Origin of the sequence: Ensifer sp. ENS08, assembly GCF_014852195.1 — a bacterium.
Classification (GTDB): Bacteria; Pseudomonadota; Alphaproteobacteria; order Rhizobiales; family Rhizobiaceae; genus Ensifer; species Ensifer adhaerens.
Map to the genome: position 1 here is coordinate 56,970 of NZ_JACVBF010000005.1, position 22,230 is coordinate 79,199.

Annotated in this window: 20 protein-coding genes; 6 read left to right on the forward strand and 14 right to left on the reverse strand. The window is 62.4% G+C overall.

Annotated elements, in window-relative coordinates; all coding sequences use genetic code 11:
• Positions 1 to 56 precede the first annotated feature (56 nt).
• Genes IB272_RS13990 through IB272_RS14000 form a run of 3 tightly spaced genes read left to right on the forward strand, consistent with a single transcriptional unit; the run spans position 57 to position 2,841 of the window.
• Entirely contained in the window at positions 57 to 1,088 is a 1,032-nt protein-coding gene (locus IB272_RS13990; RefSeq protein WP_060643668.1) for an aldo/keto reductase, read from the forward strand.
• A complete protein-coding gene (locus IB272_RS13995) occupies positions 1,085 to 2,029 on the forward strand; it encodes a sugar ABC transporter permease (protein ID WP_192444481.1) in 945 nt (314 codons plus the stop codon). The genes IB272_RS13990 and IB272_RS13995 overlap by 4 nt, the downstream gene beginning before the upstream one ends.
• On the forward strand, positions 2,026 to 2,841 hold the full coding sequence (locus tag IB272_RS14000; protein WP_192444482.1) for a carbohydrate ABC transporter permease: 816 nt from the start codon (positions 2,026 to 2,028) through the stop codon (positions 2,839 to 2,841). Before IB272_RS13995 ends, IB272_RS14000 begins: the two co-directional genes overlap by 4 nt.
• A 17-nt stretch (positions 2,842 to 2,858) precedes the next feature.
• Here IB272_RS14000 and IB272_RS14005 read toward each other — a convergent pair whose 3' ends face one another.
• Both IB272_RS14005 and IB272_RS14010 read right to left on the reverse strand, forming a co-directional pair.
• Complete coding sequence (locus tag IB272_RS14005) at positions 2,859 to 3,698, reverse strand: DUF3313 domain-containing protein (protein ID WP_348646788.1); 840 nt, start codon at positions 3,696 to 3,698, stop codon at positions 2,859 to 2,861.
• Positions 3,699 to 3,923: 225 nt separating this feature from the next.
• Positions 3,924 to 5,120 (reverse strand): HAMP domain-containing sensor histidine kinase, encoded by a 1,197-nt coding sequence (locus IB272_RS14010; protein ID WP_246810360.1) that lies wholly within the window; start codon positions 5,118 to 5,120, stop codon positions 3,924 to 3,926.
• Here IB272_RS14010 and IB272_RS34890 point away from each other — a divergent pair.
• Positions 5,119 to 5,256: a hypothetical protein gene (locus IB272_RS34890; protein WP_244496901.1), complete on the forward strand. Its 138-nt coding sequence runs from the start codon at positions 5,119 to 5,121 to the stop codon at positions 5,254 to 5,256. The two genes, IB272_RS14010 and IB272_RS34890, sit on opposite strands and share 2 nt — an antisense overlap.
• Before the next feature lie 4 nt (positions 5,257 to 5,260).
• On the opposite strand, the gene IB272_RS14015 is transcribed toward IB272_RS34890, so the two are convergent.
• Entirely contained in the window at positions 5,261 to 5,932 is a 672-nt protein-coding gene (locus IB272_RS14015; protein WP_034798107.1) for a response regulator transcription factor, read from the reverse strand.
• A gap of 262 nt (positions 5,933 to 6,194) precedes the next feature.
• On the opposite strand from IB272_RS14015, the gene IB272_RS35380 reads away from it, so the two are divergent.
• Positions 6,195 to 6,317, forward strand: a complete 123-nt coding sequence (locus IB272_RS35380) for a hypothetical protein (RefSeq protein ID WP_255382254.1) — start codon at positions 6,195 to 6,197, stop codon at positions 6,315 to 6,317.
• Between the two features lie 110 nt (positions 6,318 to 6,427).
• On the opposite strand, the gene IB272_RS14020 is transcribed toward IB272_RS35380, so the two are convergent.
• Positions 6,428 to 6,760 (reverse strand): hypothetical protein, encoded by a 333-nt coding sequence (locus IB272_RS14020; RefSeq protein ID WP_034798100.1) that lies wholly within the window; start codon positions 6,758 to 6,760, stop codon positions 6,428 to 6,430.
• A gap of 397 nt (positions 6,761 to 7,157) precedes the next feature.
• Between IB272_RS14020 and IB272_RS14025 the strand changes: the two genes are divergently transcribed.
• Positions 7,158 to 8,348, forward strand: coding sequence for a DUF882 domain-containing protein (locus IB272_RS14025; protein WP_060520306.1), 1,191 nt, complete (start codon positions 7,158 to 7,160; stop codon positions 8,346 to 8,348).
• A gap of 198 nt (positions 8,349 to 8,546) precedes the next feature.
• On the opposite strand, the gene IB272_RS14030 is transcribed toward IB272_RS14025, so the two are convergent.
• From IB272_RS14030 to IB272_RS14075, 10 genes are all read right to left on the reverse strand, one after another.
• Positions 8,547 to 11,117 carry an SH3 domain-containing protein gene (locus tag IB272_RS14030; protein WP_034798195.1) on the reverse strand — a complete coding sequence of 857 codons (2,571 nt, stop codon included), beginning with the start codon at positions 11,115 to 11,117 and terminating at the stop codon, positions 8,547 to 8,549.
• A 235-nt stretch (positions 11,118 to 11,352) separates the two neighbouring features.
• On the reverse strand, positions 11,353 to 12,204 hold the full coding sequence (locus tag IB272_RS14035; protein WP_192444484.1) for a CoA ester lyase: 852 nt from the start codon (positions 12,202 to 12,204) through the stop codon (positions 11,353 to 11,355).
• Entirely contained in the window at positions 12,201 to 13,418 is a 1,218-nt protein-coding gene (locus tag IB272_RS14040; protein WP_113189166.1) for a CoA transferase, read from the reverse strand. The genes IB272_RS14035 and IB272_RS14040 overlap by 4 nt, the downstream gene beginning before the upstream one ends.
• Entirely contained in the window at positions 13,415 to 14,464 is a 1,050-nt protein-coding gene (gene ugpC / locus IB272_RS14045; protein ID WP_034798094.1) for a sn-glycerol-3-phosphate ABC transporter ATP-binding protein UgpC, read from the reverse strand. The genes IB272_RS14040 and ugpC overlap by 4 nt, the downstream gene beginning before the upstream one ends.
• Before the next feature lie 30 nt (positions 14,465 to 14,494).
• Positions 14,495 to 16,594: an ADP-ribosylglycohydrolase family protein gene (locus IB272_RS14050; RefSeq protein ID WP_060530524.1), complete on the reverse strand. Its 2,100-nt coding sequence runs from the start codon at positions 16,592 to 16,594 to the stop codon at positions 14,495 to 14,497.
• Between the two features lie 16 nt (positions 16,595 to 16,610).
• Positions 16,611 to 17,816 carry an ADP-ribosylglycohydrolase family protein gene (locus tag IB272_RS14055; RefSeq protein ID WP_060520311.1) on the reverse strand — a complete coding sequence of 402 codons (1,206 nt, stop codon included), beginning with the start codon at positions 17,814 to 17,816 and terminating at the stop codon, positions 16,611 to 16,613.
• Positions 17,806 to 19,227 (reverse strand): extracellular solute-binding protein, encoded by a 1,422-nt coding sequence (locus IB272_RS14060; protein ID WP_113554204.1) that lies wholly within the window; start codon positions 19,225 to 19,227, stop codon positions 17,806 to 17,808. The genes IB272_RS14055 and IB272_RS14060 overlap by 11 nt, the downstream gene beginning before the upstream one ends.
• A 49-nt stretch (positions 19,228 to 19,276) precedes the next feature.
• Positions 19,277 to 20,179, reverse strand: a complete 903-nt coding sequence (locus IB272_RS14065; RefSeq protein ID WP_034798191.1) for a carbohydrate ABC transporter permease — start codon at positions 20,177 to 20,179, stop codon at positions 19,277 to 19,279.
• Positions 20,179 to 21,108 carry an ABC transporter permease subunit gene (locus tag IB272_RS14070; RefSeq protein ID WP_051659403.1) on the reverse strand — a complete coding sequence of 310 codons (930 nt, stop codon included), beginning with the start codon at positions 21,106 to 21,108 and terminating at the stop codon, positions 20,179 to 20,181. The genes IB272_RS14065 and IB272_RS14070 overlap by 1 nt, the downstream gene beginning before the upstream one ends.
• A gap of 38 nt (positions 21,109 to 21,146) precedes the next feature.
• On the reverse strand, positions 21,147 to 22,196 hold the full coding sequence (locus IB272_RS14075) for a LacI family DNA-binding transcriptional regulator (RefSeq protein ID WP_192444485.1): 1,050 nt from the start codon (positions 22,194 to 22,196) through the stop codon (positions 21,147 to 21,149).
• Positions 22,197 to 22,230: the final 34 nt, after the last annotated feature.

Genomic DNA, 22,230 nt, shown 5'->3' on the forward strand with positions numbered 1-22,230 from the left:
GTGGCGCTTCCTCCCGGCGCCGCCCCGCCACTTTTTTTGAAACGAGGCAAAAGACCATGAGCGCAAGATCCTTGCCGAAACGCAGGCTCGGCCGAACCGATTTCGACATCACGCCCGTTGGCTTCGGCGCCTGGGCCATCGGTGGCCCCGATTGGGGCTGGGGATGGGGAAGTCAGGACGATACCCGGTCGATCGCCGCCATCCGTCATGCGGTCGAGCGCGGCATCAACTGGATCGACACGGCGCCCGTCTATGGCCTCGGCCATTCCGAACAGATCGTGCGCGAGGCGCTTTCGACCATCCCACGCTCCCAACGTCCGTTGATCTTCACCAAGGCCGGGCTGATCTGGGACCCGGACAACCGCAACGCCCTTCCCGCCCGCATCGGCAATGCCCAATCCATTCGCCGCGAGCTGGAGGCTTCCCTGAAGCGGCTCGGCGTTGATGTCATCGACGTCTACCAGGTGCACTGGCCTGCCAATGACGGCACGCCGGTCGAGGAATACTGGGCGACTTTTGCGGAGTTGAAGAAAGAGGGTAAGGTACGGGCCATCGGGCTTTCGAACCACGATCGGGCGCTTCTGGAGCGCGCGGCAACGGTGGCGCCCGTCGATGTGGTGCAACCGCCCTTTTCGGCAATCAAGCGCCAGTTCGCCAGAGCAGACCTGCCGTGGGTGCAGGCGCATGGCAGCGGCGTCATCGCCTACAGCCCACTGCAATCAGGCCTGCTCACCGGCGCCTTTACGCCGGCGCGCGCCCGGGCCCTTCCGCACGACGATTGGCGATCGCGCGACGAGGAATTTTCGGGCGAAGCGCTTCACCGCAACCTGGCCTTTGCCGAAGGCTTGAGGCCGATTGCCGCGCGACACGAAACGACCGTCGCTGCGATCGCTGCGGCCTGGGCGATTTCCTGGCCCGGCGTCACCGGTGCCATCATCGGCGCGCGCGAACCGCTGCAGATCGACGGTTGGATCGATGCCGCAACCCTTGCGCTCACGCCCAGCGACCTCGACGATATCGAGGACATGTTGCTGGCCACCCGGGCCGGCAGCGGGCCGACACGCCCGGATCTGGCCGAGGCCGCATGACCACCTTTGCCGTCGAGGTGCTGGAACCCGCCGGCGCGGCGGGTGTTGCCGGGCGCGGCCACGCCTTTTGGGCGCGTCTCGCACGGTTGGCCTGGATCGCACCGGTCCTCGTCGCGCTGATCGTCACGACGCTCTACCCGACTGTCTTTCTGCTGGCGCTTGCCTTCAGCAAGAGCACGCTTGGAAAGCCGTTCGGCGGCTTCGTCGGCATCAAGCACTTCGCAACGGCGCTTCAGGATCCGATCTTCCTCGCGGCCATCGGCAGAAGCGTCGCCTATGCACTTGCCACCTCGCTGGTGCAGCTTGCGCTCGGCTTCCTGATCGCGCTGCTTTTCACTTCCCTGTTGAAGGCCGGCCGCTTTTTGATGAGCCTCGTTCTGCTGCCACTGATGACCCCGCCGGTCATGGTCGGCATCGCTTGGAAGCTGATCTTCGCGCCGGCAGGCGGGCTCCTGAACGGTACCCTGATCACCTATGGCTTTATCTCCGAGCCGATTTCCTTTCTTGGTCACCCGACGCTCGCCTGGCTGGCGATCGGCGCCGCCGACCTCTGGCAATGGACGCCATTCATCGTCATTCTCTGCTTTGCGGCTCTTTCCACGGTACCCGACAGCGTTCACGAGGCAGCGCTGGTGGACGGGGCCAATGGCTGGCAGCGCTTCTGGCACATCACACTTCCGCTGGTCGCAGCACCGCTTTCGTCGATCTATCTGCTGAAGCTCATTTTGTCGTTCAAGCTCTTCGACCTCATCTACATCCTGACCTTCGGCGGACCGGGCTTTGCGACGACATCGGCCGGCTTTGCCATCTATCGGCGGGCGATCGAACAGTTCGACGTCGGCCGCGCCGCGGCCGAAACGATGATCTATGCGCTTGTCATCGGGCTTGTGACCTTGCCCGTCGTACGGCTGCACCAGCACTTCGAAAGGCGAGAGCTGTGAGACCTGCCGCGCGACATCTGTGGCTCGGCCTTGCGACAGCGCCGGTCGTCAGCTACTTTGCCTTGCCTTTCCTCTATCTCATCGCGGTTTCCTTCAAGACGAAGGACGACGTGCTCAACGGACGCTTCTGGCCGACGATACCGACGCTCGCCAACTGGCCGGCGGCCTTCGACGCGGCCAACATCCTCGGTTTCATCCTGAATTCCGTGATCGTGTCGCTGGTTTCGGGCCTCGTCACCATCGCGCTGGCGCTGCCGTCGGCCTATGCCGTCCTGCGGCTGAAGATCGGTGGCAAATGGCTGTCGGACGTAACGCTGTCGAGCTACATGGCGCCGCCGATCGTAGCGCTGATCCCGCTGTTTTTTCTGCTGAAGACAACCGGACTGCTCGATACGCGCGCCGGCCTGATTCTCGTTTATGGTTTCGCCAACGTGCCGGTCGCCTTCTGGCTGCTGATGCCGTTCCTGCGCCGGATGCCGATCGAGATCGAACAGGCAGCGGCGATGGACGGCGCCGGTCCATTTCGCACGCTGCTGCAGATCGTCGTGCCGATCATCGCGCCCGGCATCGTCGCGACCTTCATCATCGTCACGGTCTTGTCCTACAACGAGTTCCTGTTTGCTTCCGCCTTCACCTTCTCCGACGCCACGCGGACCTTGCCGGTGGGCATCTCGCTCTTCCAGGGCGACCGTCTGGTGAATTTCGGCCAGATGGCAGCCGCCTCCCTGGCAGGCATCGCGCCCGTCTATCTGGTCGCGCTGTTCATGCAACGCTACCTCGTGAGCGGGCTTGCCCAAGGCGGGGTGAAATAAGGATCGCCAACCGCAAGCTATCGCGCAATAGGAGAGTTGAACGCTTGTTGCGCCGCAGCTTTTGGTTTCTTGTCGGTCCATTGAGGCGGCGCGCCGTATTTGGCTGCTATCGCGCCGACGAGGCCCGGTGCTCGACCGAAGGTATCGCATGCGGCATATTTGGGTTTGCCACCCAACCAGGACTGCGTGCGTTGCCGGGTCGGCAGCGAGATATTCAATGCCTTCGGCTCCTTGCCGGAAATCAGCACCTGCGAAAACGCGTCGGCGAATTTCGTCGAAAAGCTATAGGCGTCGCCAACTTCCGAAACACGGGGCTTGTCGAGGATCGAATTTGCACCACTCGCCCAAAGCATGGCGGCACTTTGCAGACCGCTGGCATCGACCGCTTCGGCCTCTACAGCCAAGCCTCCCAGGCCGACAGGCAATCGCGGCACGCTGACGGGCAGGACGAACCCCGTACCAATGGTGATGGCCGTGGAAACCCCTGCGAGCGCCTTGTCTGTCGGGACAATATCGGCGATCACGGAGCGAACCGTCAGATCAGCAGGCTGATTGGCAGGAACCATCTGGTACCTGTCGCTGAGCGCGACGCAGAGCGCCCGATCGAGAGCGTTCGAAACCAAATCGCGATCGGCATCGGACTTGATCTTGGAGGCGGCTGCAAAGGAAAACGTCGTTGGTGCGATGCGGACGGTTTTTACGTCGACCAGACGTTGTCCATCAACGTAGAGGCGTTTCTTGGCCACCATGCCTTTCGACGGACCGAGCTTGCCATAGGAGGTCAAAGTCCCCGCCTCCTTCAATGGAACCGATTGGCATCCGACCAGGGTTGCCGAGAGTAGCCCTGCCAGCGCCACCGCGCCGGCCGGGACGAGCGATGAAGAAACCCAGGCAAGCGATTGAATAAAATATTCTTTTAGCACGTTTAATGATCTCCGTTGACATGCAACGGCGACCTTGGGGATGGACAATTGCTACAGAATTACAAGCAGGTTAGAGCTGACACCGAAGGGATGGTGTCTCGAAAACCCTTCAAGCATGGGCGCGGCGGTGACCGCGACCTAAATCCACGCCTCTCGCGGTCAGAGGTGGACGACCACCTTGGTTCCGCTCGCTGAACTCGTGAGACTGACACGCCCCCCGTGGTTTGAAGCCACCTGTTTTACAAGGCTCAAACCAAGACCCGCGCCCGTGTCCTTGGGAGAAACCCTGTAAAAGGGTTCAAAGACGAGTTCCTGATGCTCGGCAGGTATGCCCGGTCCTTCGTCGGAAACTTCCACGCGCCCATCGCTTGAGACCAAGACGGCAATCATGCCCGAATTGCCACCGTGATCGATCGCATTTCGGACGAGGTTTGTGACCGCGCGCAACACGGCAGGTGGGTTGCCCTTTCGCGCAAGCGTCTCCACGTCACTGTGGAAAGACACCTGATAGCCAGCCCCTATCGCCAACGGAGCGAGATCGGCAACCGCCGATCGCGCGATGTCAACCAGATCCATCGGCTCGTCCAGAACGAGCGCCTGGTCGTTGCGCTCGAAGTCCAGAAGCTGCTCTGCCGCTTCTGCGAGCCGGGCGACATCATCCATCAGGCGCGTTCTCTCCCGGCCATCAGGCATGCCATCGATGCGCGTCTGCATGATCGCAATGGGGGTTCGCAGTTCGTGGGCCGCATCGATCAGGAAGCGCCGCCGCTTTCTGGACTCGTCCTCGAGGCGCTCAAGTGCGCCGTTGAATGCGATCAGAACCGGGGCGACTTCGTTCGGGATTCCTGCGAGCGGAAGGCGCGTCCCGTGGCGGCGCGGATCGATCCGCGATGCTTCGTCGGCAACCTCGCTCACCGTCGCGAGAGCACGCCCGACGATGTGAGGAACGGCAAGAAAAATCGCCGGGAGGGCACTGGCGATCAAAGACAGGTAGATTGGATAGGCCTTCGCCAAGAGAGCCAGGGCACCCCAACCCTTGTCCGCCACGCCGCCAAACAGAATCCGGACTTCGCCAGCCGGCGTCTTCGCGTTTTCGATCGTCGCAATCTCGCCAGTGGTTGCGGCCCCCCTGATATCCGCTTCGTCGAACAGGTGGATTACCGAGGGCAGCGCGGCATAGGCGGGCGGAACGGATCCATAGGACGCGAAGGCACCGCTGGTGGTGGCGACTACGAACCACAATGCGCTGTTTTGCGCCTTGAGCGTCGTCAGGTCATGGGTCTCGGAAAGCTGCAGTTGACCATCGCTTCCGCGGCCTACGGCACGGGACACGACCGAGACGACCGTCCCCTCCATGGCCGTGTTCGGCGACATGATCGTGGTTGCCCAGATGCAGAGCCCGATGATCACCGAGGCAACGACGGCGATGATGACGAGGCTCAATTGCCAGCTGAGCCGCCACCAGAGCGACGGATTGCGTCCTGTCGTCTGACCCATCACTCTTCCTTCAGGAGGTAACCGACCCCACGGATGTTGTGAATCGAAACTCCGGCCCCAGCATCCGCCAGGCGCTTGCGCAGCCTTGAAATGTGGGCGTCGATCGCGTTCGACTGGATCTCTTCTTCGTAGTTGTAGACCGCTGCTTCGAGGGTCGAGCGGAGAACGGTTTTGTCCCGGCGCCTCGCAAGGGCCTGGAGCACAAAGAGTTCGCGCCTTGGGACGTCAAGCTTCACGTCATCGACGGTCACGGTGAGGTTCAGCGGATCGAGCGCCATTCGTCCCACCTTGATCTGAAGCTCAGCAAGCGCAGCCGGACGGCGCAACACGGCGCGCAGGCGCGCCATCAGTTCTTCGACGAGAAAGGGTTTGCCGAGATAGTCGTCCGCCCCGGTGTCGAGACCTTCAACCCGTTCCATCGGCTCGTTGCGTGCCGTCAGGACGATGATCGGCGCGTCTTGGCCAATGCGGCGCAATTGCGGGATGAAGCTCAGCCCTTCACCGTCGGGCAGGCGGCGGTCGAGAAGAATAGCGCCGTAGTCATTCTGACGCGCAAGTTCGGCTGCATCGGCGAGATGGGTCGTATGGTCGATGACGATGCCATATTTGCTGAGCGCCACAGCCAGTGCCGCCGCCAGCTCCCTCTCATCTTCGATCAGTAGTATCCGCATCGGCACCCCATGGCTTCGACCTTTCGAATCTGCCGCAAGAATTACAGCAGCATTACGGAAACCACGGGGCAGTCGAACGTAACACTGCTGCAATCGTTCAGAGCTAGCACACGCATCGAGCCGACCTCGCTCGTATCAGCAGTGATAGGCGCGGCCTTCAACGAATCGGAAAGGCAGGGAGCATGACGACGTCACAAGTGGAGTGCCCTCCCGGGTCGGGATTGAAAACTGTTAGTTCGCGCCATGAGCATAGGGCCGCTCGATGACCCGCGGGCCCCTGCTGCGCTTCCTCATACGCTCGATCCTGTCGGCACTTTTCCTCGCAGCCTTCCTGGCTGGCCCGGCGATCATTCTGATCCTGACGTCCGATCGAATTGCGATGTAGCGCGCCAACGGATCAGATCCCCGACGTGGCGATCTGGTCGATCCAGCCAGTCAAAACGTCGCCGCGCGGATTGACGGCGGACAACAATGTTCGAACTGCTTCGGGCCCATTCACGACCCTTGGTTGCCATCTTCGCCGGATGTGGGTGCCGGGGTGTTCTTCGCTTCCATCGCCGCTTCGATCTGCCTGATGACCTTGACGGCCTCCTGGAGGATTGCCCGCATCTCATCGTCATAGAGATATACCGGCATGCCGCCGGCGCGGATGATGTCCATCGTTTCGGCAGACTCGCTGAGGCGATTGGGCTGCCCGAGCAGCTCCCAACCTTCCTTGATCGCGACATAGGCCCGGGAGACAAGACGGAGCTTTTCGCCCTCCGTCAGCATGTGAACGTCGCGCGCGGCGCGGGTCAGTTCGGCGATGACGTCTTTCGTGCTTTTCATGGGACACCTTGGCTATGCAAGTACCGCGGTGCAACCGACCAATCCATTCATGGTAACTAATGTATAGATTGAGGAAAACAAGAGCCAACACCTTCACGTAAGGGCAAGCCGAGGCCCTGAAATCCATGCACCTCGCGGAAATTCACCACCGAGGACGCACGTCGGATGGCATCAACCGCTTCTTAATCCTTTGTTGACCATAATCTCCGTCGAAGAGCCGAGCCGCCGGCCGTTGCCGCCGGTGGATTGTACCTCGATTGAATCGGAAGCCGCTGTGTCTGAGTATCCTGTAACTGCGTATCCAGAGCCTGCCTCGCCTGCCATCGTCAGAGGCGTGAAGCGTATTGCCCGGTGGGCCGCTCGAGCGGCCGCCATCACCGCCCTTGCAGCATCCGCCATGACTTTCACCAGCACGGCGTCGTCGGCGGAAGTCCGGTCGCTGAAACTGTTCTTCACGCACACCGGTGAACGCGCGACGATCACCTTCAAGCGGGACGGCAAATACGACCAGAAGGGGCTCGCGCAGATCAACCGTTTCCTGCGCGACTGGCGCAGGAACGAGCCCGCCCGTATGGACCCGCGTCTTCTCGATCTTGTCTGGGAGGTCTATCAGCGCGCCGGTGGGAAGGACTATATCAACGTCGTCTCGGCTTACCGCTCACCCGCCACCAACAGCATGCTGCGCGGCCGCTCCCGCAGCACCGGGGTCGCCAAGAACAGCCAGCACATGCTGGGAAAGGCGATGGACTTCTATATTCCGGGCGTGAAGCTCACCCGGCTGCGGGAAGTCGCCATGCAGATGCAGGTCGGCGGCGTGGGATACTACCCGACGTCAGGATCTCCCTTCGTACATCTCGACGTCGGAAACGTACGGGCGTGGCCGCGCATGTCGCGCCAGGAACTCGCGCGTATATTCCCCAAGGGGCAGACACTCCACCTTCCGGCAAGCGGCGGGGCTTTGCCGGGGTATGACCAGGCGATGGCCGACTACAAGCGACGGGTCAAGGCCACCTCGATCGTCGCTGCAAACAGCGCCGGCCCAGCCAAACTGAAGGGCGGAGAACCGGCCGGCAACACGCTGTTGACCGCGATGCTTCCCACGCGCAAGAGCCGCGGTGAAGAAGCCCTCGAGCTTCAGACCATGCGGAAGGAAGCAGCCGAAAAGTCGCCGTTCTTCGACCTTGCGGCGATCACCGTGCCGCTGCCGACGCTGCGCGCCACGGCTACCGCCGCGACCGTGACGCCCGTCCCCACGCCCGAGCGGGCGCTACCCACAAACGTCTCGGCTTTCATTCCCTCCTCGTCGTTCAAGGTTGCGCTTGGCGTGGGCATGATGCGCCATCCAGCTGCAGGCGAAAGCAGCCTCACCGGCCCGTCGCCTACAAATGCCGAGTGGACAATTCGCGACGCCGCACTCTTCAAGTGGGCGCTTGCGCCGGCCAAGGAGCTTGAGCGTCTGGCACTTCCGGCGAACCTGGAGCTCTCGGTGGCAAGCGCCGACGATACACCGCGCGTTCTAAAGCGGGCGTCCCAGGCCGGTAAGGAAAACAAAAGCTTCAACAAAGAGCGCTTCTGGTCGGACGGTTGATGCGGCAAGCACCTGTCAGCATCTCGGCTTAAGGTTCGACCGGCCGGTCCGGCGTGCCACCAAGGCCGGCGTCACAGCGGCAGACGGCCCGATGATCACGCCAAGCTTTTCGGCCGAAGGAGCGGCGACCCCGCACACCTTTTGCCACGCCTTGTAACGCGGCCGCTCGGGAAAGTTCGCCCGAGCGGCCCGGTTTTCTCAGCGACCGCGGCCGCCGCCACCACCACCACGTCCGCCACCGCCGCCGCGGAAAGCAGCTCCACCGCCGCGACCACCACCTCCGTGGAAGCCGCCGCGGTTGCCACCCTGGAAGCCGCCGCCGCTGTAGCCGCCGCGACCACGGTCAAAGCTCTGGAAGTTCCGGCCGGACTCTTGGTAAAGCCGCCCATAATTGCGGCTCAGTTCGTTCTGGTTGCCGAATTGCCGTCCGGCACGGTCGAAGGACAGATGATCCGGCGCCCGTTGGCGAACCTGCTGGTTGCGGCGCGGTGCGGGCCTCGTTTCAGCACGGTTCTGGATACGCTGCGTGGCTTGGGGCCGGTTGGATGCCGCGCCTTGGGCGGCATTGCGCAGGTTCTCCCCGTCCGGCCTCTGAACCGGTTGCCAGCCATCCGGCGTATGCTTCTGCCATTGGCCGTCCTGACGGCGATAGACGCTGCCATCGCGGCCGGCATAAACGTCACCGCCCTTGCTGCCGGCGATAAAGCCCTTGTCGCCTTCCGAGTTGCGCCAGCGCAGGCCGCCGGCACTCCCGGTTGATCCGCCGCTGATGCGCGCGAACTCTCCGCCGTGCTTGACGGCTACACTGCCCCAGGAGCCGTAAACATTCTGCCCGCCCCGCGCGACCATCGCGTTGCCCGTGCGTGGATTGTAGGCAGAAATGAAACCGCGCTCGCCACCGGGACCCGCCACCGCGCCGCCGCGGAACCGTGTCCCCGTGACGGGGTTATAGGCTGCGCCGAAGACCAGGCCCCTTTCCGGGCCATAGGCGTAGCCATAGCGCCCGAAAGTGCCATAGGCCGGGTTGTACGAGGCGCCGAACCCGTAGCTGATCGGCGGCGGATAATAGGGCCAATCGTCGTCGTAATAGTCCCAATAGGGCGGATAATACCATCCCGAGCCCCAGACGACTGTATCCCAGGCAAGGTAGGTATAGAGATAGCCGAGCGTATAGCCGTACCAGATGGCATCCGGTTCCGTATCGTAGATGCGGACATAGGTCGCGTTATAGACCGGAGACGACGATGGGATCGTGTAGATCTCATCGGCAACGGCGCGCGCAACGGCGAAGGGCCCGGTCGGCGTATCGCCGACGAACCAGATGCCGTCCTTCAAGACGAAATACTTGTCCGCGACCTTGATGACCTGCTCGTTGGCATTGACGGCATAGAACATGGACGTGCCTTCGATCGGCTCGAACTTCGGCTCGCCATTGTAGTGGACGTCCACCTTCAGCGATCCATCCGTCGAAACCCGCGCGAGCTTCGGAATGCTCGCCCGCAGACGCGCCATTGCGCTTTCGGACGTGCCGGGGATCGACGCGCGCACAGCCGAGTAGGAGGCGTCGTCGGGCAGGTTTACGAAATCATCGGGCAGGTCAGGCGTGGCAAAGGTCCAGGGACCTTCGAGTGACGTTGAAGAAAACCACCGTCCGGAAACAAGTGTGTACCACGTCTTGCTGGCCCGATGGAAAAACACCGAACTGCTCGTATTGGAAATCCAATCCAGCCCGGTGCCCGCGATCGGTTCGAGGGCCGGTTTTCCTTCAAAGATCAGAAGCTCCGCCGGCTTCTCCGAATAGAAAACTTTCGGAACCTGGTTATCGCTGAAGGGCGTGGGCGGAAGAGAGGCCTTTACCCCTTTCCAGTTGTCGATTTCCGGTAGCTTGGAAAAGACGTCCGGCACCGATGCCGCTTCAACCCAACCGCTCTCCAAGGTCTTTGTTGTCAGCCAGTTCTTTTCGCTCCGCAGATAGTAGTCTGCCGCCTGATCCACCTTGAAGAGGTCCCAATTCGTATTGACCACGAAGGAGAGGCCCTCAACGCCCTTGACCGGAGCCGTCACCGGCTTGCCGTCCGTCTGCACCAGGATGGCCGGCGTCTCACTGACAAAGATCGGCGGCGGATCGGCCTTGATATCGGGGATATCGGCGAGGCGTTGGAAGTCCGCAAGGCTTGCCGCCAGGCGTTGCTGCGACACGACGATCGGATCGGTCGGGACAAGCTTGCCGATGTCGAGCGCGAGGTCAGCGAGCTGCTGTCGGTCCAGTGCGGAGAAATCGAGCTGCGTGGTGCGAACATCCGTCAGCGTAACATTCTCCGTCGCCTCGTCGGCCACAGTCTTGGCCGAAAGCCCGATGATCCCATAGATCGGCTTGGCGTCGGCGGACGGTTTGAGCTCGGTCGCGACAAGGGCTTCGAGCTCCTTGAAATCCTTCCAGGACGTGATCTGCGGCTGGAAGAGCGTGATCGTCGCGCCTTTTTCGGTGTTGAACATCCTTGGCCAGGCCGGCGCGGTGGCATCGGACTGGTTGAGATACTTGCCGGCAACAAAGCCATTTGCCCCGGCATAACTCACGGCACACCAGGAGGCTTCTGCGTCGCATTCCTTGATGTCGACTTCCTCGCCCTGGGGGATCACGCGCATGGCGTCAAATCCGGTTCCCGGGCCCACCCTGAAGTTCACATTTGCAGTCAAGATGGCGGGATCTGCAAAGGCTGAAGTTGAGAAGAACGAAGCGATCGTCAGGTACGCAAGAAGTCTACGCATGATCACATTCCCTTCCTGGGGTGTCTAAGCTGTTCGAAGTCCCTGCATGCTGGAGTGCGACTGAAAAAAAACGGACCGCCACGACAAAGTCGCCCGCGTTCGCAGCCGGTTAAAGTTGTTCAATTTCAGGATCATTGCACATTCGGTGATAGGTGCAACTGCGCAGCACGAAATCCTGGCGCGCACCGGCGCGCCTCGCGATCGTGAGGACTCTTCCGCCAAGCTGCGCTGAGCGTCAGCCGAGGTCGCCTGCCTGTTCGAGAACATCATGCGCGCGCTCGATGATCGGCGCATCCACCATGGTCCCGTTCAGCACGAAGGCGCCACGGCCGTCTGCCTGCGCCGTCTTCGCTGCGTCGATCACGGACTTTGCCCAGGCGATCCGTTCTGGGCTCGGGGAGTAAGACGCATTCAGCACCGGGACCACGGACGGGTGGACACAGCTCGCGCCATCAAACCCGTGGGCCTTCGCCTCACGAGCGGCTGCCTTCAAGGCATCCAGTCGCCTATAGTCCGCAACCGTCAAAAGCATGCCGAAGGACAGCTTGCCTTCCGCCTTGGCGGCAAGGTGGACCATCAGTTTCGGAAGTCGCAATACGTCTGGCAGCGGTTCTGCGCCCATGCTGGTCGCGATGTCTTCGCCGCCAGCGGCAAGGCCGACCACGCGGCTGACGCGGGCAATCGCGCGCGCATCGAGAACTGCCCCGGCATCTTCGAGGAGTGGCACGAAGGCGACCGGCGGCCTGCCGATCTGCCGCTCAACTGGTGCGAGATGCGCTGCAATATCCACTAGCTCCTGCGGCGACCGGGTTTTCGCGACATAGAGACCGAACGCGCCGGCACGGCAGGCGGCCTCTGCATCCGCCATCCGCAGATCCGGCGCCGAATTGACGCGGACAAAGACGGTCGCACCACCGCGTGCCACCTGCGCCACGGCGTCCTTCAACCCATCCCTTGCGGCCTGTTTCTGATCCGGGGCGACTGAATCTTCCAGGTCGAGGATGATCGCATCCGCTCCGCGTTCGTGCGCCTTGGCGATGAATTTTGCGGACGAGGCCGGGACGTAGAGTAGGGAGCGAAGCCTCATGCGGCTTTACCCTGGAGTATCGTCTCGATCGCGCCGCGATCCAGTCCCGCTTCGGCCAGAACTTCCGCCGTGTGTTCCCCAAGCGCTGGTGCCGGCCGCCGCCAGACGCCCGGCGTCTGGGAAAGCCGCGGCACGATGTTGTGCATCGGCAGGCTGCCGAACTCGTCATCCTCCACATCGACGATGATTTCGCGCTCGGCGAAATGCGGGTCCGACGCGGCATCTGCGATGTTGTAGATCGGCCCGACCGTCGCGCCGGCGTCACGCATGATCTTCAGCGCCTCGTCATGGTCGTGCCGGGCAAACCAGCCGCCAACGGCCTCGTCGACCAGATCGCGATTTTTGACGCGTTCAGAATTGGTGGCAAAGCGCGGGTCCTGGTTCATGTCGGCACGGCCGATGATCTCGAAGATCCTCCGTGCGACCTGCGGCGTCGATCCCGACAGCGCCACGTACTTTCCGTCGCGGCAGCGGTAGACATTGCGCGGGGCGGCCGTATTGGAGGCGCTGCCCACGCGCTCCTTGATCTTGCCGGTCGTCTGATAGATCGCCGCTTCTGGCCCGAGCACCGAGAACATCGGTTCCAGCAGCGACAGGTCGATGACCTGTCCTTTTGCGTAGCCGCGATCGCGCGCAAGCAACGCTGTCACGGTGGCCGAGCTGCCATAGACACCGGCGATCATGTCGGCAAGCGCCAGCGGCGGCAGCACGGGCTCGCGATCGGGAAAGCCGGTTCTGTAGGCAAAACCGCTCATGCCTTCGATGATGGTGCCAAAGCCCGGGAACTGCGCGTAAGGCCCCGTCTGGCCGAAACCGGAAATGCGCACGATGATCAGGTTGGGATTGCGGGCGTGCAGCGTTTCCGGCGAAAGCCCCATGCGCTCCAGCGTTCCCGGCCGGAAATTCTCGATGAAGACATCGGCCGTAGCGATCAGTGCCCAGAGCGCCGTCATCGCCGCCTCTTGCCTGAGGTTCAGAACGACGGAGCGCTTGTTGCGGCTATAGGTCTTCCAATAGAGCGAGTGGCCATCATCCTTCCAGTCTCTGAGCGGATCGCCCGCCGGCGGCTCGATCTTGATGACATCGGCGCCGGCATCGGCCAGCTGCAGCGACAACATGTTGCCGGCAACGAGCCGGGAAAGATCCAGAACCCTCGTGCCGACCAGCGGTCCCTTGGCGTCGGGATCGAACTGTCGCTTCGCAAATCCACTCATCGAAGGCGCTCCCCGGTATCCTTGTCGAAGAGCAGAACCTTGTCGGCATCGATCGTCAGCGTCACATCCTGCCCGGCCGAAAGTAGCTTGCCGCCGTGGACGACGACCGAGATATCCTGGCCGCCCATGTCGACGACGATTTCCTGGTCCTCGCCGGTCGGCTCGACGAGGCTGATGCGCCCCGGCACGCCCGTTGTTCCGAGCGTGATGTGCTGCGGGCGGATGCCGCAGACGACCCGCTTGCCAGCCTGCACCTGTCGCCCGAGCGGCAGGGATACGCCGCCCCGGGTCAAGGCCGTCGCTCCCTCTGTGACCGCCTCGATCAGGTTGATCTCCGGCGAGCCAATGAAGCCGGCGACGAAGAGATTGGCAGGATCGTTGTAAAGATCGAGCGGTGCGCCCGCCTGCTCGATCTTTCCGCCGTTCATCACCACAATCTTGTCGGCCATGGTCATGGCCTCGGTCTGGTCGTGGGTGACATAGACCATCGTGCGGCGAAGCCGTTGATGCAGCTTCTTGATTTCGCTGCGCATCTTCACGCGCAGCTTGGCATCGAGGTTCGACAGAGGTTCGTCGAAGAGGAAGGCACGCGGGTCGCGCACGATGGCGCGACCCATGGCGACACGCTGGCGCTGGCCCCCGGAAAGTTCCCGCGGCAGGCGGTCGAGCAGCTTTTCGAGGCCGAGGATTTCGGCCGCCTGGGTAACGCGCTTTTCGATCTCCGCCTTCGGCGCACCGGCGAGCTTCAAGGCGAAGCTCATGTTTTCCGCGACCTTCATGTGCGGATAGAGCGCGTAGGACTGGAAGACCATGGCGATGTCGCGCTCCTTGGCCGGCATATCGTTGACGACCTTGCCACCGATGGTGATCTCGCCAGCTGAAATATCCTCCAGCCCGGCGATCATGCGCAACAGCGTAGACTTGCCGCAGCCCGAAGGGCCGACGAGCACGACGAATTCGCCGTCGCCCATTTCCAGCGAGATGTCGTTGAGCACGGCGACACTGCCATAGCTCTTGCCGACGCTTCTAAGCTCTATCTCGGACATGTTTCCTCCCTTTCTTTCCGCCTCGCGCAGTTAGCGCTCGGCGACCTCAAGCCGGCCGATCGACATGCGCCCGGCGGACGCCATGCGAAGGCCAGCCATGCCGTAGCGCAGCGTCCCATCGTCCGCCTGAAGCAGCCGCTCGCCATCGACGGAAAGCGTCAGCTTGCCACCTTCGACAGTGAGATCGACCGCGTAGCTCCGGCCGTATTCGATACGGAACGGGCTGCGCGCGAGGATCTTCGTGCCGTGGTCTTCAAGAAGGATCACGGCTTCGCCGTTCTCGAAACCGGCGGCATAAAAGCGGCTCGTACCCTGAGCCCGGGCCACCACCAGGTGCGAGGCACCCGAGTGCGGCTGAAGCTCGGCCTTGACACTGACGTCGCGGAGATAGGCGTTGCCCGTCCAGGCGTCCGCGTCGGTTGCGGTATGGGCATGGATGCGGCCTTGCTGCAGGCTCCAATGGCCGCGGTTCCAGGTGAAGCGGGTGATGCCGCCCCATTCATGCGCTTCCTTCGACGGGTCGATGACGGCGCGACCCTTGCCGGATACGGAGAAGTCCGCAAGGAACAGCCGGCCGAGGAATTTCAGGCGTCCGAAATATTCGACCAGGATGCCGATCTCGTCGACCGCTTCGCCATCGCCGTCGGGGATGGTGAACGCGTAGTCCTGCCAGCCGCTCGCAGACGGCACGTGCCAGGCGCCTGTTTCCTGGATGGCGCCTGTCATGGCGCGGCGAACATAGGGCGCCACACGCAGGTTGCCGTCACCGTTCCAAGGGTCGAGCCAGAGCTTGAACGACACCCTTTGGCCGTCATCGGCAAGCGGAGTGAACATCGGGCGGTAGCGCTCGTCGTCGAAGTCGGAGCGGCGATAGAAGGGCTTCCAGAAAATGCGTCCACCATGCCCGCGCTCGAGACGGTCGAGCAGGATTTCCAGCGATCCCTTGGCGTTATCCGTATGACGCTCCGCCGATGCCTTGACGGCGATCTGGTTGAACGGCTCGGTGCGGAAGCCATGGGTGGCGCCGGGTGCGTCGAAATCGAAGCGAACGCCGCGGCGCTCGAAATCCTCGACCCAGAGCGCCGGAGCCTCCCGTCCCTGCAGGCGGAGCGCCAGCACCGTCAGTTCACGGGCAAAGGAGGGGATGTCGACGACGTTGACCGTACCGGTTACGCCGGAAGCGACGACGAAATCGTTGATCGGTTTGCGGTACTTGTCCCAGCCCGGCTGCACCTTTTGCAGCGTGCCGACGATCGCACCGGCATTGCCGGCGTTGCAGTCCGTGTCCCAGCCAGCCATGGTGGCGATCTCGACCGTGCGCGGCAGATCACCCTGACCGTAGATCAGGCTCATGATCAAGACGCCGGCGTTCGGAATGATGTGGCAGACGCCGGGATAGCGGTCATAGCCCCAATCCGCTGTCAACATGTCGCGGCAGGCACGCCAGTCGTTCCGGTTGCTGTCGTGGAAGCGGAGTACCGCGCGCGAAACCTTGGCATAGAGGGAGTCGGCCGGGATTGTCGCGAGACCCGTCTCGATCACGTCCTCGATGTTCTTGGCAACAAAAGCCTGGGCGATGGCCGCGGCGCAGAAGCGGGCGCCATGCAGGCCCTCGCCGTCATGGGCGACACTTGCCGCACGGGCTGAGGCTTCGGCTGCCTTCTTCGGGTCGGCCGGATGCACCCAGCCCCAGCTGTCGATGAAAATCTGCCCGCCGATCTGCTCGGCAACCGTCGTGCCGTTCTGGGCGATCGAGCCGGATTGCGGCGCGGGAATGCCAGCGCGCAGGTTCTGGTAGGCGGTATGCTCGGTCGAATTGCCGAAGCCGCCCCACCAATACATGCCGTGTTCCTCGGCCGCATAGTTCAGCCAGGTCTTGCCGACCTCTTCGGCGGTGGCGCCGAGACCGTAGTCGCGCAGCGCCCGGATGAAATAGACCGGACCGTTGGTGTCGTCATCGGCAGCGAAATTCTTGAAATCGCGCAGATATTCCGTCACCTCGCCATAGGTGTCCCGGACGCGTTCATAGCTCCAGATCGTCGGTTCGACAGGTGCGCCCAAGCGCACGCCGATCGCCTTGCCGATAAAACCGGAATAGATACGCTCGAAGATTTCTGTGGTGCTGAGCATCGGATACTTTCGAATTCTAGAGACTGGAAACCTGGGTGAGCTCGGGAGCGGCAAAGAGGCCTGCGCGCGCCGTGGCCCGCGCCATTTCGCGTTTGTGGTCGGCCGCCCGGATTGCGGTCACGGTTGCGGTAAAAGCATCGGCCGATCGGTAGAGATCGAGCTTGTTGACGCGGTCGAGCTGGGAGACCATCGCCCGGTCGATGATGCTCTCGCCCTGCATGGCGCCGAGGATTGCGCCGGCCATGACGCCGATCGAGTCCGTATCGCGGCCGGAGTTGATGCCGTCGATGATCGACTTGTAGAAATCACCGTCATTGACGACCGCAAAGCCGAGCGCCAGCGGCAGTTCCTCGATCGCGTGCAGACGCGACGGCTGGTAGGCGTCGGTCGCAATGCCGGCCTTCTGCGGCGTGTGCTGCACGTCGTCGCCCATTGGAGAATAGCGCGCGATGATGCGGTGGAATTCGGCGACGACTGTCGCATGATCCGCGCCCTTCAATGAGCCCGCAGCCTCGACGATATCGGCGATCGCATCACGCGTTCCGTCCTTGGCAACGGCCAGCGTTTCTTTGATGACGGTGTCGAGGGTGGTGCCCGGCACGAAAGCGGCGGCGACCGCGGCGGCGAGTACGCCGGCAGCTTCCAGGCCGAAGCTCTGCTGGTGGCCGGAGGCAAAGGCGATCGCCTCATCATAGGCTGCCTTCGGATCACAGGCGTTGGCGACGCCGATCGGCGCGATGTACATCGCCGCGCCACAGTTCACCATGTTGCCGACGCCGCCCTGGCGCGGGTCGCAGCCGGAAAGTTGATGGCGCTGGAAGATCCACTTCTCAGGATAGAACAGCCGCTCGATCAGCATCGTCTCGCGCTGCAGCTCCGGCACCCAGCGCGGCGTCCAGGCAATTTCCCGCACCATGCCCGAGGCCATATCCCAGGCATCGAGATGGCGCTTCACGTCGTCGTAGATCGACATCACGCAGAGCGTCATCAGCGTGTCGTCGGTGACGATGCCGCTGCCGCGGACACGGCCGTTGCGGGCCGCCTCACTCTGCTTCATGCGGTGCCACTCTGTGTCGAGCGATGTCACCCGGCCATAGCGCTGGCGGATTTCCGCAGCGGAGAGCTTTTCGACCGGCGCCCCGATGGCGTCGCCGTAGGCGACGCCAAAAAGAAGCGCCCGAACCCGTCCCTTAAGGGAAAGCCCTTGAGCATCATTTGTCATTGAGAACCGTCCTTGCATATTCGGTCATTTTCTCGCCGCCGGCAGCGTTCCACTCGGAAACGAACTGGTCCCACTGGTCCATCTTGGCTTCGCCGGAGACGAACTTGTAAACCCAGGCCCGGTAGACGTTCTCCGTGGCGTCGATGTCTGTGGCGTATTCCGCAGGCCAGACGAAGGCGTTGTCCGGCTTGAAGTCGGCGGAGATCGTCTTCAGCGATTGCTGCGCGGCATCGCTCAGCCACTGAACCGGCGGCTGCCAGTTGGCGGCAACGAGGAAGCGGGCATACCAGGTAGCGAGCTTGTCGGTCGGCTTGATGGTTTCGCCGTCCTTGGTGTACTGCTCGCCCTCAAAGCCGAGCCGTTCAATCGCCTGGCCCTCGGGGCTGGCGATGAAGTCGAGCAACTTGACCACCTCCTCCTTGTGCTCCGAGGTCGTTGCGATCGCGAGACCGCGCGCTTCCTTGGAGACGTCCAGCGCCATCAGGCCCTGGCCGCCCGGACCCTTCGGCGGCGAAAGCAGGCTGAGGGTCACGCCGGGATGGGCCTGGCGCATCTTGCCGCCATAGATGTCGATGACCTCTGCGGAGGAACCGAAGATCACCCCGGCACGGCCGGAATAGAACTTGTCTTCCTTCACGTCCCACTTGGTGGTGATGAATTCCGGATCATAGAGACCCTGCTCGCGGAGCGATGCGTAGAAAGCGATCTTTGCCTTTTCCGCGGCCGAAACGCGGGCATGGATCCACTCGCCAGCATCGTTCTTCAGCCAGGTTCCGGTGACGCCAAATGCCTGATTGAAGACGGCGTCGAGCTCTTGAGTGTTGTCGGCGGTGGTAACGCCGTAGCTGTCGGCCTTGCCGTTGCCGTCGAAATCGCCGTCCTTGATCGCCTTGAAGAGGGTGACGTAGTCGTCCGTAGTCTTCGGTGCTTCGACGCCCGCTTTCTCGAGCCAATCCGCGCGGATCACCGGCTGCGGTATGCGCGGCGGGTAGACATAGAGCAGGTAGGGATAGTTCTTCAGCCGCTCGACATTGTGCGGGAAGAGCGCGTCCTTGAGATAGGTCGTCTTCGGCAGCCAGGTGTTCCAGTCCTCCAGCACGCCCTGTTCGGCCATCTTGGCGTCGCCGCCCTGGAAATAGATGAGATCGGGGATATCACCGGACAGAAGCATGGCGCTGAGCTTGTCGGCATAGCCAGAGGACGGCAGGTCGACGACCTGGATATGGATGTCGGTGCCCTTGGCCTTCAGCGCCTCCTCATAGGCCTTCATCAGCTTTACGTCGTCAGGATTGCTCGTCGTGAGATCCTTCGAGACGACGCGGATCGTCACCGGATCGGCGAAGGCGGGCATGGCGACGCTCGCCATCAATGCCATGGCGGTGGTTGCGCCAAGGATCAGTTTTCCAAGCATGTTTGTTCCTCCCAATATGCTATGGCTTTTATGGTTCGGTTCTGCATCGTCAGCCCTTCAGCGCACCGCTCATGGTGCCCTTGGTGAAGAACTTCAGAATGAGTGGGTAGATTGCGAGGATCGGCGCGATCGTAAGCAGGATCATGCCTGCCTTCAGCGCGCGAATGTTGATCTGGCTCGCACCGGTGTAGTTGTTGCTGTCGACGACCCCGACCATGGCGAGCTTGTCGCCCTCGACCACGAACTGGCGCAGCACGACCTGCAGCGGCCATTTTGACTGGTCGTTGAGATAGATCATCGCCCGGAAGAACTCGTTCCAGTGGAAGACGAAGTAGAAGAGAGCGATGGTCGCAAGCGCCGACTTGGCGAGTGGTAGCGCCACGTACCAGAAGATCTGGAAAGGGTTGGCGCCGTCGAGCTCCGAGGCCTCGATCAGTTCCTTCGGCACTTCCTCGAAGAAGCGGACGAGAATGATCAGATACCAGGCGTTCACAACCTTGAAGAGGATCAGAGACCAGTAGCTGTCGAGAAGGCCGAGGCGCTTGTTGATGAAATAATCGGGAATGATGCCGGGCTCAAAGACGATCGTCACCAGCACGAAGACGAAAATCGCGCGCCGCCCCGGCAAACCCGGGCGGGAAAGTGCCCAGGCCATCAGCGCCGTCAGCACGACACCAAGGACGGTGCTGACCAGCGTGATGAAGATCGAGTTCAGGAGGCCGCGCTGGACGGCCGGGTTGTTGACCAGGAGGCTCCAGACGTCGGTCGAAAACCCGTTGGGGACCACCGTCAGGCCGCTCATGCCGGCAACCTTGCCCGGATCCGAAAAGGAGATGGCGAGCAGGTTGAGCAGCGGCTGGACCGTCAGTACGACGAGGAACATCAGCGTCGAGACGATGATCGCATATTCGAGCCGCTCGAGCGGCGTTCTGCGAACGTTGTGGGCGGCCATCACCATACCCCCTTGCCGGTAAGGCGTTTGGAAAGAAGGTGGGCGGCGACGATCATCAGCATGCCGAGAACCGCCTTGAAGAGGCCGGCGGCCGTTGCCAGCGAATACTCGCCGGTCTGCAGGCCGATGCGGTAGACATAGGTGTCGATGATATCGATCTTGCTGCGCACCACGTCGTTGGAGAAGTTGATCACCTGGTTGAGGTCGGCGTTCAGGAACATGCCGGCGTTGAGGATGAACAGCGTCGCGATCGTCGGCACGATGCCGGGAATGGTGACGTAGCGGATCTTCTGCCAGCGATTGGCTCCGTCGATCTCGGCCGCATCATAGAGTTCCTGGTCGATGGCGATGATGGCGGCAAGGTAAAGCAGGCTGTCCCAGCCGGCCGATCGCCAGATCTCGGAGAAGACCAGCACCCAGCGGATCGAGCCCGTGTCGGTCATGAAGGAGACCGGCTGCAATCCGAAGAAACCGATGATGTCGTTGACCGCGCCGTCGCTCGGCGAAAGCACCGCGATGAACACGCCGGCGATGACCACCCAGGAAAGGAAATGCGGCAGGTAGATCGCCGACTGGATGAACTTGCGGAAAGCGCCGCCCCGGATCTCGTTGAGCAGCAGCGCAACGATAATCGGGACCGGGAAGACGAAGACGATCTTCATTGTCGAGATGATCAGCGTGTTTATCAGCACCTGCCAGAAGATCGGCGAGGAGAAGAGCGTCTGGAAATGCTTGATCCCGACCCAGATGTTCGGCGGGATGATGCGCAACTGCTCGAAGGCGATCTTGGCTTCCCAGATCGGAAAATAGTGAAAGATCACGAAGAAGATCAGCCCAGGCGCCATCATCAGGTAGTAGGGCCACCATTGCCGCACGTTTTTCGTGACGCTTCGCCGATGGACGTTGGGAACGTTCCCACTTCTAGGCATGGCTGCATCCGCTACAAGATCGTTGCTTACGCTCATTGTTACCTCCCTGCCGCCGTGCGCACAGCTACCGAGGCCGAGACATCGGCAAGCGAACCGCGCTCGACCAGTCGGCACGGCAGAAATATCCGGCCGTGCTCCGGGCGGCCGGCAATCTGATCGAGCAGGCATTCGACCGCGCGAATGCCGATCTGCCGGCCAGGCTTTTCGATCGTCGTCAGACCGGGCCAGGAGAAAGCACCCGCCGGAATGCCGTCGAAGCCAAGAATGGAAATATCCTCCGGGCACCGGAGCCCCGCCTCGCGCACGGCGATCATGGCACCGAGTGCCATCAGGTCGTTGGCGACGAAGACGGCGCGACTGCCTCTCCACGGCCCGGCGAGCAAACGCCCCATGGCCTTTCGGCCACCCTCGACCGTGTAGTCGGATTCTTCCACCCGCAAGATGTCGGGGTCGATGTCGCGCGCGATGCAATGCTCGTGCACGGCGCGCAGGAACCGGGCGCGCGCAAGACGCGACCGCGGGCCGAGCATCAGGGCCGGCGCCGGGTGTCCGCGCTCAACGAGGATATCCATGCCGAGACGGACAGCCTGGGCGATATCCGATCCGACGCTCAAGGTATCCGGAAAACGCTCGGCGCTCGATCCGATGAAAACGAAGGGTAAGCCGAAGCGATCGAGATCATCGAAATTGTCGGCGACCGGATTGATGATCGCGCCATCGACACGGGCGCGCCGCAGGGCGCGAAGATGCGTCGCCTCCGTGCCGGCATCCCAGTCCGACGAGAAGACGAGAAGCGAAATGTCGTCCTTGGCGGCGCGATCCTGGGCGCCGCGGGCGACTTCGGCCCAGAAGGGGTTGGTGATATCGGGAATGACCAGGCCGAGCATGCCGCTGCGCCCCGAACGCATGCCGACGGCCAGATGATTGCGCTCGTAGCCGGTGGCTGCAACGGCCTTCAGCACGCGGTCGCGGGCTTCGTCGGAAATGCTGGCAGAACCCGCCAGAACACGTGCAACCGTGCTCTTCGAGACCCCTGCCCGCTCCGCGACGTCGATAATGGTGGCCCGTTGCCGGGGTCCGTTCTTCATGTTTCCTCCCGGGCCGGAAGCCATCATCAAAGGT

Bases quoted from the DNA above. Each gene is read 5' to 3' on its own strand.
- IB272_RS14075 (WP_192444485.1), bottom strand. From the start codon at position 22,196: ATGAAGAACGGACCCCGGCAACGGGCCACCATTATCGACGTCGCGGAG.
- IB272_RS14020 (WP_034798100.1), bottom strand. From the start codon at position 6,760: ATGAAAAGCACGAAAGACGTCATCGCCGAACTGACCCGCGCCGCGCGC.
- IB272_RS14070 (WP_051659403.1), bottom strand. From the start codon at position 21,108: ATGCCTAGAAGTGGGAACGTTCCCAACGTCCATCGGCGAAGCGTCACG.
- ugpC (WP_034798094.1), bottom strand. From the start codon at position 14,464: ATGTCCGAGATAGAGCTTAGAAGCGTCGGCAAGAGCTATGGCAGTGTC.
- IB272_RS34890 (WP_244496901.1), top strand. From the start codon at position 5,119: ATGGCCGTGTTCGGCGACATGATCGTGGTTGCCCAGATGCAGAGCCCG.
- IB272_RS35380 (WP_255382254.1), top strand. From the start codon at position 6,195: ATGACCCGCGGGCCCCTGCTGCGCTTCCTCATACGCTCGATCCTGTCG.
- IB272_RS14050 (WP_060530524.1), bottom strand. From the start codon at position 16,594: ATGCTCAGCACCACAGAAATCTTCGAGCGTATCTATTCCGGTTTTATC.
- IB272_RS13995 (WP_192444481.1), top strand. From the start codon at position 1,085: ATGACCACCTTTGCCGTCGAGGTGCTGGAACCCGCCGGCGCGGCGGGT.
- IB272_RS14010 (WP_246810360.1), bottom strand. From the start codon at position 5,120: ATGGAGGGGACGGTCGTCTCGGTCGTGTCCCGTGCCGTAGGCCGCGGA.
- IB272_RS14055 (WP_060520311.1), bottom strand. From the start codon at position 17,816: ATGACAAATGATGCTCAAGGGCTTTCCCTTAAGGGACGGGTTCGGGCG.
- IB272_RS14035 (WP_192444484.1), bottom strand. From the start codon at position 12,204: ATGAGGCTTCGCTCCCTACTCTACGTCCCGGCCTCGTCCGCAAAATTC.
- IB272_RS14025 (WP_060520306.1), top strand. From the start codon at position 7,158: ATGACTTTCACCAGCACGGCGTCGTCGGCGGAAGTCCGGTCGCTGAAA.
- IB272_RS14040 (WP_113189166.1), bottom strand. From the start codon at position 13,418: ATGAGTGGATTTGCGAAGCGACAGTTCGATCCCGACGCCAAGGGACCG.
- IB272_RS13990 (WP_060643668.1), top strand. From the start codon at position 57: ATGAGCGCAAGATCCTTGCCGAAACGCAGGCTCGGCCGAACCGATTTC.
- IB272_RS14065 (WP_034798191.1), bottom strand. From the start codon at position 20,179: ATGGCCGCCCACAACGTTCGCAGAACGCCGCTCGAGCGGCTCGAATAT.
- IB272_RS14060 (WP_113554204.1), bottom strand. From the start codon at position 19,227: ATGCTTGGAAAACTGATCCTTGGCGCAACCACCGCCATGGCATTGATG.
- IB272_RS14030 (WP_034798195.1), bottom strand. From the start codon at position 11,117: ATGCGTAGACTTCTTGCGTACCTGACGATCGCTTCGTTCTTCTCAACT.
- IB272_RS14015 (WP_034798107.1), bottom strand. From the start codon at position 5,932: ATGCGGATACTACTGATCGAAGATGAGAGGGAGCTGGCGGCGGCACTG.